The sequence below is a fragment of the Companilactobacillus insicii genome (genome assembly GCF_003946015.1).
GTDB lineage: Bacteria > Bacillota > Bacilli > Lactobacillales > Lactobacillaceae > Companilactobacillus > Companilactobacillus insicii.
In genome coordinates this window covers 1-15,051 of record NZ_RHNU01000016.1, presented here as the reverse complement: position 1 = coordinate 15,051, position 15,051 = coordinate 1, and the positions used below count along the sequence as shown (strand labels likewise).

Below are 15,051 nucleotides of genomic sequence, written 5' to 3'. Positions count from 1 at the left end.
GTATCAATCAAAGAAGCGACTCGAAGGAGTCGTTTTTTTCACGGAAAGGAATTAAAAAAATGTCTGATATTTTAACAAAAGCTGTTTCGAAAGATGGAAAATTCAGAGTTTACGTTGTTAATGCCACTGAAACAGTTGCTGAAGCACAAAAGAGACATGATACTTGGAGCAATTCTACAGCTGCACTGGGACGTACGATGATTGGCTCCATATTAGTAGCCACCTCAACGTTAAAAGAAGATGAGGTCTTAACTACTCGTATTGTTGGTGATGGACCTGCAGGCGCAATTGTTATTGATGCTAATGCCAATGGTGATGTGAAGGGATATATTCAAAATAATCATGTCAGCTTGCCGCTAAATGATGATCACCATATTGATGTTAAAGGTGCTGTTGGGACACAAGGGACTTTAAGTATTACTAAGGATTTACATTTAAAGGAACCATTTACAGGACAAGTACCATTAGTTTCAGGTGAAATTGGAGCCGACTTCACATACTATATGGCCAAATCGGAACAAATACCTTCAGCTATTGGAGTTTCAGTATTTGTTCAACCAAATGAAACTGTAGGAGCTGCTGGTGGATTTTTGATTCAAACATTACCAGGTGCTAATGATTCTGATATTGATAAAATTGAAAATAATCTTAAAATCATTCCTAATTTGTCGACTTTACTGAATGAAGGATTGAGTAACGAAGAAGTTATGGATAAGCTAATGAATGGTATCGAGATGAAAATTCTTGATACAATGCCAGTTCAATTCAAATGTGATTGTTCTAAAGAAAAGTTTGGCAAATCTTTAGCAACATTGTCCACAGATGAATTACAAGCAATGATAGATGAGAATCATGGAGCAGAAGCTGTCTGCAAATTCTGTGGAAATAAATATCAATTTAGTGAAGCGGAATTACAGGAAATAATCTCTGAAAACAAGTAATCAAGTTTGCCATTCAATTACAAAATTTGTTATCATGACAAGTTGTAAATAAAAACAGCTTCTTTTAGAGGTAAGTGTAATGGAATGGAAAATAGGTAATGTAACAATTCCAAATCAAATAGTTGTTGCACCAATGGCAGGCATTACTAATGCATCCTTTAGATTAACCGCACGTGAATTTGGTGCTGGATTAGTAGTGTGTGAAATGATTAGTGACAAGGGTATTAAGTATCATAATGAAAAGACACTTGGTATGTTATTTATTGATCCTAAAGAACATCCAGTAAGTATTCAGATCTTTGGTGGTGATAAGGAATCGCTTGTCAATGCCGCTAGATTTGTGGCTGAGAATACAAGTGCTGATATTATTGATATTAATATGGGATGTCCAGTTAAAAAGGTAGTTAAATTAGATGCTGGTTCACATTGGCTATTAGATCCAGATAAGGTTTATGATGTTGTTCATGCAGTTAGTTCAGCAATTGATAAGCCAGTTACTGTAAAAATGAGAACTGGTTGGGATGATGACCATTTGTATGCTGTGGAGAATGCGTTAGCCGCTCAAGAAGGTGGAGCAGCAGCTATTGCTATGCATGGACGTACAAGAGCGCAGTTTTACTCTGGACATTCTAATTGGGATATTTTACATGACGTTGCCGAGAAGTTGACCATTCCATTTATGGGTAATGGTGATATTAAGACTCCAGAGGATGCTAAGTTCATGATTGAAGAGGTTGGTGCGGATGCTGCTATGGTCGGTCGTGCTGTCCTTGGAAACTTATGGAAGCTTAATGCCATGGAACATTACATTGAAACAGGTGAGTTATTACCCGAACCAACTGTTAGAGAAAAAGTGAATATAGCTAAACTTCAACTCGAACGTCTGGTAGACTTAAAGGGTGAGCACGTCGGTGTTCCTGAATTTCGTCAACAAGCAGCATATTATCTAAAGGGGATTCCCCATGCAGTCAGAACTCGTGCTAAAGTAATGAATGAAGATTCAATGCAGGCAGTTTTTGACACATTAGATCAATTTGTTGAAAGTTACGAACAACGAGAAGCTAGATCTCCAAAAATTTCGTAGACAGGGGAAGAATTTTGAGTAACGAAAATAATAAGAAGCAACCAACTAAAGAAGATATAAAGAAAACAAGAGTCATGAATGACCAACTACGGGTTAGACGTGAAAAACTTCAAGAGTTATATGATGAAGGCGTTGATCCATACGGTTCACGTTTTGTTAGAACCGACTTGGCAAAGACACTCCAAGACAAATATAGCGAAGAAGCAAAAGAAGTTCTTGAGGAACAAAATACACCAGTAATTATTGCTGGTCGTATGATGACTAAACGTGGTAAGGGTAAAGTAGGATTTGCTGATATTAAAGATAGAAGTGGCAAAATTCAAATTTATGTACGTAAAGATGAAGTTGGTGAAGAAAATTATCATATCTTCAAACGTTCAGATATCGGTGATCATCTAGGTATTGAAGGTCACGTTATGAAGACTGATATGGGTGAACTTACTGTTAAGGCTACTAAGGTAACAATGTTAGCTAAGTCATTACGTCCACTACCTGACAAGTTTCACGGTTTAACAAATGTTGAACAAAAGTATCGTCAAAGATATCTTGATTTAATTGCTAATGAAGATAGTTTCGACCGCTTTAAAAAGCGTTCAAAGATTATTTCAGCTGTTCGTGAATATTTAGATGGTGAAGGCTTCATGGAAGTAGAAACACCTACTTTGAATGCACAAGCCGGTGGTGCTAATGCTAAACCCTTTATTTCACATTACAATGCACTTAATGAAGACATGTATTTGAGAATTGCTCTTGAATTGCCATTGAAGAGACTTATTGTTGGTGGCTTTGAGCGAGTTTATGAAATCGGCCGAGTATTCCGTAATGAAGGTTTAGATACACAACATAGTCCTGAATTTACTTCACTTGAAACATATGCTGCATACTTTGACTTTAACGATGTTATGAACGAAACTGAAGGCATTATTAGACATGCTGCTCAAAAGGCTCTTGGAACAACTGAAATCACTTATCAAGGTGAAGATGTTGATTTGGGTAAGCCATTCAAGCGTGTATCTATGGTTGATGCTATTAAAGAAAAGACAGGTATTGATTTCACTCAAGAAATGATTGTCGATGAAGCCCGTAAGTTGGCCGACGATAATAATGTTCATTATGAGAAGTATTGGCAAGTTGGACATATCATTAGTGAGTTCTTTGAAACATTTGTGGAAGATGAGATTAAAGAACCAACATTTATTTATGGCTATCCACTAGAAGTTTCACCACTTGCTAAGAAGAATAAGAAGGATCCTAGATTTACTGATAGATTCGAATTGTATATCTTAGGTAATGAATATGGTAATGCCTTTACAGAGTTAAATGATCCTATTGACCAACGTAAGAGATTCGAAGCTCAAGTTGCTGAAAGAAATGAAGGTAATGACGAAGCTGAAGGTATCGATGATGATTACGTTGAAGCTTTGGAATATGGTATGCCACCAACAGGTGGATTAGGAATTGGTATTGATCGTCTTGTTATGTTATTAACTGATGCACCAACAATTCGTGATGTTGTGCTTTTCCCTACTATGAAGCCTGAAGATAATAGTAATAATTAATAGTGGTTTACCTACGGTCAAAAGGTGATAAGTCTGCTGTGGGACCGACTTCAGCCAAGGTCTGAAGAACTCTGCAGAAATTGCAGATTTCAAAAGTCGTCCGATTCTGTACGTCTGGCTATACGACATCCTACAGAACTGTCACAGCTGTCTTATCACTTTTTCCCTCCGGCTGTTTGATATGGAATACTGATCTAGAGGGTATGGCTAAACTTCTATTAAGTGCTGCTAGACGAAGGTGGAGAAATATTTCATTTGCCGTGTATGTGGTGTAAGAGCGGTGAACCATCCGCTCTTACACCACGGGACGATCTTTAAGATTTGCGAAGCAAAGCTTAAAGTCGAGGTGCGAGACCGTACTGTGGCTCGCATCGGTCCCCACGGCAGATGAAATATTTAGTAACCGTAGTCGGAAATAGAAACACCAATTAATCAAATAAAATTTATTTTAAAAAAGTTGACGAATTATCGTTGACTTTTTTTATTTGTTTTAGGTATAATAATAAAGTTGTTTGTTACAAGAACACATGGAGGATTAGCTCAGCTGGGAGAGCATCTGCCTTACAAGCAGGAGGTCACAGGTTCGATCCCTGTATCCTCCATTAAACTGTTAAATAGGTTTAATGGTTATAAATAGCATCATTAACACTTTGCGGGTGTGGCGGAATTGGCAGACGCGCTAGATTTAGGTTCTAGTGTCCTATGGACATGAAGGTTCAAGTCCTTTCACCCGTATTTCGATATAAAAAATATTGAATTTATTTATAATTTGTGTTATACTGATGCCGACTTAGCTCAGTTGGCAGAGCATCTGTCTTGTAAACAGGGGGTCGGAGGTTCGAATCCTCTAGTCGGCATTATGCGGAAGTAGTTCAGTGGTAGAACATCACCTTGCCATGGTGGGGGTCGCGGGTTCGAATCCCGTCTTCCGCTTCATTATTCATAGAGCTAATCGGGAAGTAGCTCAGCTTGGCAGAGCATCGCGTTCGGGACGCGGGGGTCGCAAGTTCGAATCTTGTTTTCCCGATTTAAAACAGTTAGAAGAGATCATCGACTTCATATTAGAAGTGGGTGATCTCTTTTGTTTGTGCTCTTTTGTAATGTGAAAGTGTAGTTTGTGGGATAATAGCAGTAAGAGGTTATTTATTTATGAAATAAGTAACTTTGGTACAAAAAAAATTATATTAATGTTAATATAGAAATCAAACTTTTTTGTGGAATTAGTGATTTACGTAGTACTTGAGGTTTATCACTTGCATTTTTACACAACAGAATTATACTTTCTACACTAAAGAATTTATAAGTCGAGGTAGTTATCATGGACAAAGTATTTACCGAAAGCGCAAAGAACGCACTTGTTTTGGCCCAAGACCAGGCTAAAATATTTCATCATAATGCTGTTGGTACCGAACACATTCTACTAGGCCTAACAATGGAGAATGATGGTATTGCCGGTATTACTTTAAGGGACTTGGCTGTTAGCGAGAATGATGTTAAGGAAGAGATCGAGCATCTTACTGGCTATGGTGATGTTTCATCTAATACCGCCAAGGGGATTTACCTTCCTTATTCACCTAAGGGACAAACAATTCTTGCAAGTTCTGAAGAAATCTCTAATCAATATAATACAAGTCGTATTGGTACTGAACATATTTTACTAGCTATCTTAGACGATGCTGATAATTTGGCAAATCGTATTTTATCTAATTTGGGATTAAGTTTAACGAAGACAAAGAGTCTACTACTTAATAAGATGGGAATGTCTAATAAGACAACTCGTCGTGGTATTGGTCAATCTCAAAAGAAGAAGGAAGTTGCTGGTACACCAACACTTGATTCATTAGCACGTGATTTAACGAAAATTGCGGCTGAAAATAAAATTGATCCAGTAATTGGACGTGAAAAAGAAGTTGAACGTACAATTCAAATTCTTAGTCGTAGAACTAAGAACAATCCAGTTTTAGTCGGTGAACCAGGTGTTGGTAAGACGGCCATCGCTGAAGGACTGGCTAATGCCATCGTTGCTAAGGACGTACCACTTGATATGCAAAACAAGCGTATTATGATGCTGGATATGGGCTCATTAGTTGCTGGTACTAAGTATCGTGGTGAATTTGAAGATAGATTAAAGAAAATCATCGAAGAGATTTACAAGGATAAGCATGTTATTTTATTCATTGATGAATTACATACTTTGATTGGTGCAGGTGGTGCCGAAGGTGCTATTGATGCCTCTAATATTTTGAAGCCGGCTCTTGCACGTGGTGAACTTCAATTGATTGGTGCAACTACTCTTAATGAGTATCAAAAGTACATTGAAAAAGATACGGCTTTGGAGCGTCGCTTTGCTCAAGTTCATATCGAAGAGCCTACCGAAGAAGAATCAGTCAAGATCCTGGAAGGATTGCGTCCAAGATATGAACAACATCATGGTTTAACAATTTCTGATGAGGCAATTCAAGCCGCTGTTAAATTATCGTCTAGATATTTAACAAATCGTTTCTTACCTGATAAGGCAATTGATCTTATGGACGAGGCTTCAGCTAAGGTTCGTATCCATAATGTATCTAAGAACAATGATCTTGAAAAATTAACTAATGAATCAATGCAACTTATTAATGATAAGAATGATGCAATTCTTGATCAAGACTTTGAAAAGGCTGCTCAAATTCGTGAACACGAACAAGATGTTCAAGAGAAAATTGCTAAAATTAAGGATGATCAAGACAATGGTCGTTCTAAGAAGCCGGTTGTTAAAGTAGATGACATTGCAGAAATCATTGCTGAATGGACAGGTGTACCAGTTAAGCAAATCACTCGTAAAGAGAGTGAACGTCTTCTTAATCTTGAACGTGAGTTACATAAGCGTGTTGTAGGACAAAATGATGCTATTAGTGCAGTGTCACGTGCTATTCGTCGTGCTAGAAGTGGTATGAAGGACCCTAATCGTCCAATTGGTTCATTTATGTTCTTAGGACCTACAGGTGTTGGTAAGACTGAGCTTGCTAAGTCTATCGCTGAAGTAATGTTTGGATCAGAAGACAATTTGATTCGTGTCGATATGTCAGAATACATGGAACAATACAGCACATCTAAGTTGATTGGATCAGCTCCTGGTTATGTCGGGTTTGATGAAGGTGGACAATTGACTGAGAAGGTTAGAAATGAACCTTATTCTGTTATCCTATTAGATGAAGTAGAAAAAGCTCATCCAGATGTTTTCAACTTGTTACTTCAAGTTTTAGATGATGGGATTTTAACAGATGCTAAAGGTCGCAAGGTTGATTTTAGAAATACTATTATCATTATGACTTCAAACTTGGGTGCTCGTGCACTTCAAGATGACAAGTCGGTTGGATTTGGTGCTAAGGATGTTCATGATGATTTCAAGGAGATGCAAGAACGTATTAACACTGAGCTGAAGAAATTCTTCAGACCTGAATTCTTGAATCGTGTTGATGAAACAATCATCTTTAAGGCTCTAGATAAAGATCAACTTAAGGCAATTGCTAAGATTATGAGTAATAATTTGAGCAAACGTCTATCAGAAAGAAATATTAAATTAGTAATTTCTCCATCTGCATATAGTGACTTAGTTAAGGACGGATATAATCCAGAATATGGTGCACGTCCAATGAGAAGAACTATTCAACGTGAAATTGAAGATCCTGTAAGTGAAATGCTGTTAATGAACAAAGTTAACGAAGGGGATACAATTAAAGTTGGTTCAAAGCAAGGTAAGTTATCTATTAGTGTTTCGGAGAAGAAAGCTAAAACAGCCAAAAAGGCTAGAAAATCGTTAACTCATTAAAAAGAACTTGACTATTGACAATTATAATGATTGCGAGTAGTATTCTTTTATGAGATTTAAAGTTCAAAACGTAAGCCGCGATCTATTGTCCGTGGTTATGCCGTATAAGAAAAAAGCAAAAATAGATTCAGTTCTATTTTTGGTTTTTTTTTGCCTAAAAACCGTTTTTTAAACCGTTTTCTTGCAATTTGTAACACAATTGTAATATTAGGCTTGGCGTTATATTTTGAATAAATTATATGTTGAGGTGAAAAATTTGACTTATCATAACGTTAATTATGGTGCACACCGTGTTCGTCGTAGTTATGCAAAGATCAAGGAAGTACTTCCACTGCCAAATTTAATAGACATCCAAACAAACTCTTATAACTGGTTCTTAGATGAAGGACTAAAAGATATGTTTGATGACATTATGCCTATTGATGATTTTGCTGGAAATCTTTCATTGGAATATGTTGACTACAAATTACTAGAACCTAAATATACTGTTGAAGAAGCAAGACAACATGACGCTAACTTCTCAGCACCATTGCATGTTACTTTGAAGTTAACTAATCATGAAACTGGTGAGATCAAGACACAAGATGTCTTCTTCGGCGACTTCCCAATCATGACAGAGCAAGGTACTTTCATTATTAATGGTGCCGAACGTGTTATTGTTTCTCAATTAGTACGTTCACCTGGTATTTATTACAATGAAGATACTGATAAGAATGGTCGTATTAACTACGGTACAACGGTTATTCCTAACCGTGGTGCATGGCTAGAATTTGAAACAGATGCTAAAGGTCTAGGATATGTAAGAATCGATAGAACTAGAAAGTTACCTATTTCTGAATTGATCAGAGCCTTAGGTTTCGGTGCAGATTCTGAAATTCTTGATATTTTTGGTGAAAACGACACATTGAACCTTACTCTTGAAAAAGATGTTCATAAAGATACCAGTGATTCACGTGTTGAAGAAGCCTTGAAGGATATCTATGAAAGACTCCGTCCTGGTGAACCAAAGACTGCAGATAGTTCACGTTCATTGCTATATGCAAGATTCTTTGACCCACGTAGATATGACATGGCTCCTGTTGGTCGTTACAAAGTCAACAAGAAACTTAACATTAAAACAAGATTATTGAACAAGACATTGGCTGAAACACTTGCTGATCCTGACACTGGTGAAGTTATTTTGGCTAAAGATACAGTATTAGATCGCGATGCTATGAGCAAGCTTAGCCCATACTTAGATCGTGATGATTTCAAGACTGTTACTCTTCAACCATCTGATGAAGGTGTATTGACAGACCCAATTACTGTTCAATCAATTAAGATTTACTCAGAAAACGACAATGAAAAAGTTGTTAACCTTATTGGTAATGGTCATATTGACGAACACGTTCGTACAATTCAACCTGCTGATATTTTAGCTGGAATCAACTACTTCTTGAACCTTAGAGAAGGTATTGGTACAACTGATGATATTGATCACTTGGGTAATCGTCGTATTCGTTCAGTCGGTGAATTACTTCAAAACCAATTCCGTATTGGTTTATCACGTATGGAACGTGTTGTTCGTGAAAGAATGTCAATTCAAGACTCCTCAACAGTTACACCTCAACAATTGATTAATATTAGACCTGTTGTAGCTTCAATCAAGGAATTCTTTGGTTCATCACAATTGTCACAATTCATGGATCAGACAAACCCACTTGGTGAGCTAGAACACAAGCGTCGTCTATCAGCTCTTGGACCTGGTGGTTTGACTCGTGACCGTGCCGGATATGAAGTTCGTGATGTTCACTATACTCACTATGGTCGTATGTGCCCAATTGAAACTCCCGAAGGTCCTAATATCGGACTTATCAATAACTTGGCCAGTTATGCCATTATTAATAAGTATGGTTTCATTGAAACACCTTATCGTCGTGTTTCATGGGATACACATAAAGTTACGGATAAAATCGATTATTTAACAGCTGATGAAGAAGATAACTACATTGTTGCTCAGGCTAATACTCTGTTAAACGATGATGGTTCATTTGTTGATAATACAATTTTGGCTCGTCACAAAGATGACAATATTGAAACAACACCTGAAAAAGTCGATTATATGGACGTTTCACCTAAGCAAGTAGTTTCAGTTGCTACAGCATGTATTCCTTTCTTGGAAAACGATGATTCTAACCGTGCCTTGATGGGTGCTAACATGCAACGTCAAGCTGTTCCTTTGATCAATCCACATGCTCCACTTGTTGGTACAAGTATGGAATATATTGCAGCTCATGATTCTGGTGCTGCCTTACTTGCAAAACATGATGGTACTATCGATTATGTTGATGCTAAAAAGATCACTGTTAAACGTGATGATGATGGAACAACTGACGAATACAAAGTTACAAAATTCCGTCGTTCAAATAATGGTAAGAGTTATAACCAAAGACCAATTGTACGTAAAGGTGAAGAGGTTAAAAAGGGTGATATTATTGCCGATGGTCCTGCTATGGAAAACGGTGAATTAGCATTAGGTCAAAACCCACTTATTGCCTTTATGACATGGAACATGTACAACTACGAAGATGCCATTGTGCTTTCTGAAAAGCTTGTACGTGAAGATGCTTATACTTCAATCCATATTGAAGAGTATGAATCAGAAGCACGTGATACAAAACTTGGACCTGAAGAAATTACACGTGAGATTCCTAACGTTGGTGAAGAATCACTTAAAGATCTCGATGAGTTCGGTATTATCCGTGTAGGTGCTGAAGTACGTGATGGTGATATCTTAGTTGGTAAGGTTACACCTAAGGGTGTTACAGAATTATCAGCTGAGGAACGTCTATTACACGCTATCTTCGGTGAAAAAGCTCGTGAAGTACGTGATACTTCACTTCGTGTACCACATGGTGGTGGCGGTATTATCCAAGATGTTAAGGTATTTACTCGTGAAGCCGGCGATGAATTGGATCCTGGTGTAAATATGCTAGTTCGTGTTTACATTGCTCAAAAGCGTAAGATTCAAGTTGGTGACAAGATGGCCGGACGTCATGGTAACAAAGGTACCGTTTCAATTGTTGTCCCTCAAGAAGATATGCCATATATGCCAGACGGTACACCAGTTGACATTCTATTGAATCCAATGGGTGTTCCATCTCGTATGAATATCGGACAAGTTCTAGACCTTCATTTAGGAATGGCTGCTAGAAAACTTGGAATTCATGTGGCTACACCTGTTTTCGATGGTGTTCAAGATAATGAATTATGGGATATTGTTAAAGAAGCTGATATGGATTCAGATGGTAAGTCAATTCTTTATGATGGACGTACTGGTGAACCATTCAAGAACCGTGTTGCGGTTGGTGTTATGTACTACATGAAGTTAGCCCACATGGTTGATGATAAGTTACATGCTCGTTCAATCGGACCATACTCACTAGTTACTCAACAACCACTTGGTGGTAAAGCACAATTTGGTGGACAGAGATTTGGTGAAATGGAAGTTTGGGCACTTGAAGCCTATGGTGCCGCTTATACACTTCAAGAAATCTTGACATATAAGTCTGATGATATTGTAGGTCGTGTTAAGACTTACGAAGCAATTGTTAAGGGTGAAAGTATTCCTAAGCCAGGTGTTCCGGAATCATTCCGTGTTCTGGTTAAAGAATTACAAGCTCTAGGACTTGATATGAAGGTTCTTGATTCTCATCAAAAAGAAATTGAACTTAGAGATATGGATGAAGATGAAGATACAGTAAGTATTGACGCTCTATCTAAGTTTGCTAAACAACAAGAACAAAAACGTGCTGAAGAAGAAGCTAAGAAGCTTGAAGAACAACAATCAGCCGAATCACAAAGTACTAAATCAGAAAAATAGTAATAATTTAGATTTAGGGAGGTTACCTTTTGATAGACGTTAATAAATTTGAAAGTATGCAAATTGGTTTAGCATCTCCTGACAAGATTCGTAGCTGGTCTTATGGAGAAGTTAAGAAACCTGAAACAATCAACTACCGTACTTTGAAACCAGAAAAAGATGGTCTATTCGATGAAAGAATTTTTGGACCAACTAAAGACTGGGAATGTGCCTGTGGTAAATACAAACGTATCCGTTATAAGGGTATTGTTTGTGACCGCTGTGGTGTTGAAGTTACACGTTCAAAGGTTCGTCGTGAACGTATGGCTCATATCGAATTAGCTGCACCAGTTACACACATTTGGTATTTCAAGGGAATCCCATCACGTATGGGACTTGTATTGGACATGAGTCCAAGAAACCTTGAAGAAGTAATTTACTTTGCTTCATATGTTGTTATTGACCCAGGTGAAACAGACTTGGAACAAAGACAACTACTTACAGAATCAGAATATCGTAAGAAACGCGAAGAATTCGGTGATAAGTTCGTTGCCAAAATGGGTGCCGAAGGTATCAGAGAACTTCTAAGCAAAGTCGATATGGATGCTGAAGTTAAAGAATTACGTGAAACTTTGAAGACAGCTCAAGGTCAAAAACGTACACGTGCTATCAGACGTTTGGATATCATCAGTGCATTCCAAAAATCTGGTAACAAACCTGAATGGATGGTAATGGAAGCTATTCCTGTTATCCCACCAGATTTACGTCCAATGGTTCAACTTGAAGGTGGTCGTTTTGCCACTTCTGACTTGAACGATTTGTACCGTCGTGTAATTAACCGTAATAACCGTTTGAAGAGATTGTTGGATTTACATGCTCCTAACATTATTGTTCAAAACGAAAAGAGAATGCTTCAAGAAGCTGTTGATGCGTTGATCGATAATGGTCGTCGTGGCCGTCCTGTTACAGGACCTGGTAACCGTCCATTGAAGTCACTTTCACATATGCTTAAAGGTAAGCAAGGACGTTTCCGTCAAAACTTACTTGGTAAACGTGTTGACTATTCTGGTCGTTCGGTTATCGATGTTGGTCCTACATTGAAGTTCTATCAATGTGGACTTCCTCGTGAGATGGCTCTTGAATTATTCAAGCCATTTGTTATGCATGAATTAGTTAAACGTGAAATTGCTTCTAACGTTAAAAACGCTAGAAGAAAGATTGATCGTCAAGATGATGATATTTGGGATGTACTAGAAGACGTTATTAAAGAACGTCCAGTATTACTTAACCGTGCCCCTACACTTCACAGACTTGGTATTCAAGCCTTTGAACCTGTATTGGTTGATGGTAAGTCCATCCGTCTTCACCCATTGGCTTGTGAAGCTTACAATGCCGATTTTGATGGTGATCAGATGGCTATTCACGTTCCTCTATCAGATGAAGCTCAAGCTGAAGCTCGTATGCTTATGCTTGCTGCTCACCATATTCTTGCTCCTAAAGATGGTAAGCCTATCGTTACACCATCACAGGATGTTGTTTTGGGTAACTACTACTTAACAATTGAAACAAGACATATGACTGGTGAAGGTAAGATTTTCAAGGATTCTAATGAAGTTCAAACTGCATTACTTAACGGTGATGTTCACTATCATACAAGAATTGGTTTGGCTGTCTCATCAATGCCAAGTAAGCCATTCGCAGATGATCAACGTGATAAGATCATGATGACTAGTGTTGGTAAGGTTATCTTTAACGAGATTCTTCCAGAAGATTTCCCATACTTAAATGAACCAACTGACGATAACTTGGAAAACGGTGTTCCAGACAAGTACTTCCTAGGTAAGGGTGAAGATATTAATAAGTGCCTTGATGATATGGATCTTGTAGATCCAATCAAGAGTGGTTATATGTCAGATATCATTGCTAAAGTATTTAAGGTTTACCGCGTTCAAAGAACATCATCATTACTTGATGATATGAAGGAATTAGGTTACACAATTTGTACACTTTCTGGATTAACAGTTGGTGTTACAGACGTTCCTAACTTAACTGAAAAGCCTGAAATCATCGAAAAGGCCCACAAACAAGTTGCTTCAATTTCTAAGCAATTCCGTCGTGGACTTATCACTGATGATGAACGACATGATCGTGTTATCAGTGTATGGAATGATACAAAAGATGAAATTCAACAATTACTAATTGATTCATTTGATCCAACAAACCCTATTTCAATGATGTCGGACTCTGGTGCCCGTGGTAACATCTCAAACTTTACTCAGCTAGCAGGTATGCGTGGACTTATGGCTGCTCCTAACGGTGGTATGATGGAAATCCCTGTTATTTCTAACTTCCGTGAAGGACTATCTGTCTTGGAAATGTTCATGTCAACCCACGGTGCTCGTAAAGGTATGACTGATACGGCTTTGAAGACAGCCAACTCAGGTTACTTGACTCGTCGTCTTGTTGATGTTGCTCAAGATGTTATTGTTCGTGAAGAAGATTGTGGTACTGACCGTGGACTTCTAGTAAGTTCAATTATGGAAGGTACAGATATGATCGAACCATTGTATGATCGTCTTGTTGGACGTTATACACAAAAGACTGTTAAAGATCCTGAAACTGGTGAAGTTCTTGCTGCTCGTGGAGTTCTTATGGACGAAGCATTGGCACAAAAGATTGTTGATGCCGGTGTTAAGGAAGTAACAATCCGCTCAGCATTTACATGTGATACAAAACATGGTGTATGTAAGAAATGTTATGGTCGTAACTTGGCTACTGGTGAAGAAGTTGAAATTGGTGAAGCAGTCGGTACTGTTGCTGCTCAATCAATCGGTGAACCAGGTACACAATTGACTATGCGTAACTTCCATACCGGTGGTGTTGCTGGTGGCGATGATATTACACAAGGACTTCCTCGTGTTCAAGAAATTGTTGAAGCTAGAAACCCTAAAGGTCTTGCTATTATTTCAGAGGTTGACGGTACTGTTACCGCAATCGACGAAAACCCTGCAGAACATACTAAAGAAATCACTGTTGAAGGTGACATCGATACTAGATCTTATAGTGTTCCTTATACATCAAGTGTTGCTGTTGCTGAAGGTGATCACGTTGATCGTGGTGGTAAGTTAACACAAGGTTCAATCGATCCTAAGGAATTGATCAAGATTACAAATGTTCAAACGACAGAAAATTATCTACTTGCAGAAGTTCAAAAGGTTTACCGTATGCAAGGTGTTGATATTTCTGATAAGCATTTCGAGGTTATGATCAGACAAATGCTACGTAAGATCAGAATTCTTGATCCAGGTGATACTGATGTATTACCAGGTCAATTAATGAATATTTCTCAATTTACAGATCACAACCGTGAAACATTGTTTAACGGTGGTATTCCTGCTACAGGACGTCCAGTATTGCTTGGTATTACTAAGGCATCTCTTGAAACAAATAGTTTCTTGTCATCTGCTTCCTTCCAGGAAACAACAAGAGTTCTTACTGATGCATCCATCAGAGGTAAGAATGATCCACTTCTTGGACTTAAGGAAAATGTTATTATTGGTAAACTTATCCCTGCCGGTACTGGTATGGCTAAGTATAACCACATGGAACCTAAGAAGACTGGTCCTATGGCTGATAACTCATTAAATGGTGCATATACAATTTCAGATATCGAAGCTCAAATGAAAGCTGAAGATGCTGCAAAAGAAGAAAAACACTAATTAAGTTGAAAAGACCGCATGAAGTGCAAGACAAAAGTTAGACAAAATTAAATATTTAAGCTGCTAAAGCATGTTCCCGGTATTCTACTGGTGACA

6 protein-coding genes and 5 tRNA genes are annotated in these 15,051 nt (G+C 38.0%); all 11 read left to right on the top strand.

Going from position 1 to position 15,051, the window contains the following annotated elements; all coding sequences use genetic code 11:
* Positions 1–59: 59 nt before the first annotated feature.
* Positions 60–941 (top strand): Hsp33 family molecular chaperone HslO, encoded by an 882-nt coding sequence (hslO, locus tag EKM79_RS06510; protein ID WP_125567088.1) that lies wholly within the window; start codon positions 60–62, stop codon positions 939–941.
* A gap of 79 nt (positions 942–1,020) precedes the next feature.
* Complete coding sequence (gene dusB / locus EKM79_RS06505) at positions 1,021–2,025, top strand: tRNA dihydrouridine synthase DusB (RefSeq protein ID WP_125567085.1); 1,005 nt, start codon at positions 1,021–1,023, stop codon at positions 2,023–2,025.
* A 74-nt stretch (positions 2,026–2,099) separates the two neighbouring features.
* Entirely contained in the window at positions 2,100–3,584 is a 1,485-nt protein-coding gene (gene lysS / locus EKM79_RS06500) for a lysine--tRNA ligase (protein ID WP_125567159.1), read from the top strand.
* A gap of 529 nt (positions 3,585–4,113) precedes the next feature.
* A tRNA-Val gene (locus EKM79_RS06495) sits at positions 4,114–4,186 on the top strand.
* Between the two features lie 50 nt (positions 4,187–4,236).
* Positions 4,237–4,319, top strand: a tRNA-Leu gene (locus tag EKM79_RS06490).
* A 49-nt stretch (positions 4,320–4,368) separates the two neighbouring features.
* Positions 4,369–4,441: transfer RNA gene (locus tag EKM79_RS06485), tRNA-Thr, on the top strand.
* Positions 4,442–4,445: 4 nt separating this feature from the next.
* Positions 4,446–4,517: transfer RNA gene (locus tag EKM79_RS06480), tRNA-Gly, on the top strand.
* A 20-nt stretch (positions 4,518–4,537) separates the two neighbouring features.
* A tRNA-Pro gene (locus EKM79_RS06475) sits at positions 4,538–4,611 on the top strand.
* 291 nt (positions 4,612–4,902) lie between these two features.
* Positions 4,903–7,395, top strand: a complete 2,493-nt coding sequence (locus EKM79_RS06470; RefSeq protein ID WP_125567083.1) for an ATP-dependent Clp protease ATP-binding subunit — start codon at positions 4,903–4,905, stop codon at positions 7,393–7,395.
* A 256-nt stretch (positions 7,396–7,651) separates the two neighbouring features.
* Positions 7,652–11,257 (top strand): DNA-directed RNA polymerase subunit beta, encoded by a 3,606-nt coding sequence (rpoB, locus tag EKM79_RS06465; protein WP_125567081.1) that lies wholly within the window; start codon positions 7,652–7,654, stop codon positions 11,255–11,257.
* Between the two features lie 29 nt (positions 11,258–11,286).
* Complete coding sequence (rpoC, locus tag EKM79_RS06460) at positions 11,287–14,955, top strand: DNA-directed RNA polymerase subunit beta' (protein ID WP_125567079.1); 3,669 nt, start codon at positions 11,287–11,289, stop codon at positions 14,953–14,955.
* Positions 14,956–15,051 lie beyond the last annotated feature (96 nt).

What these genes read in the sequence shown, in the direction of transcription:
- hslO (WP_125567088.1), top strand. Translation starts at nt 60, where the DNA reads ATGTCTGATATTTTAACAAAAGCTGTTTCGAAAGATGGAAAATTCAGA.
- dusB (WP_125567085.1), top strand. Translation starts at nt 1,021, where the DNA reads ATGGAATGGAAAATAGGTAATGTAACAATTCCAAATCAAATAGTTGTT.
- lysS (WP_125567159.1), top strand. Translation starts at nt 2,100, where the DNA reads ATGAATGACCAACTACGGGTTAGACGTGAAAAACTTCAAGAGTTATAT.
- EKM79_RS06470 (WP_125567083.1), top strand. Translation starts at nt 4,903, where the DNA reads ATGGACAAAGTATTTACCGAAAGCGCAAAGAACGCACTTGTTTTGGCC.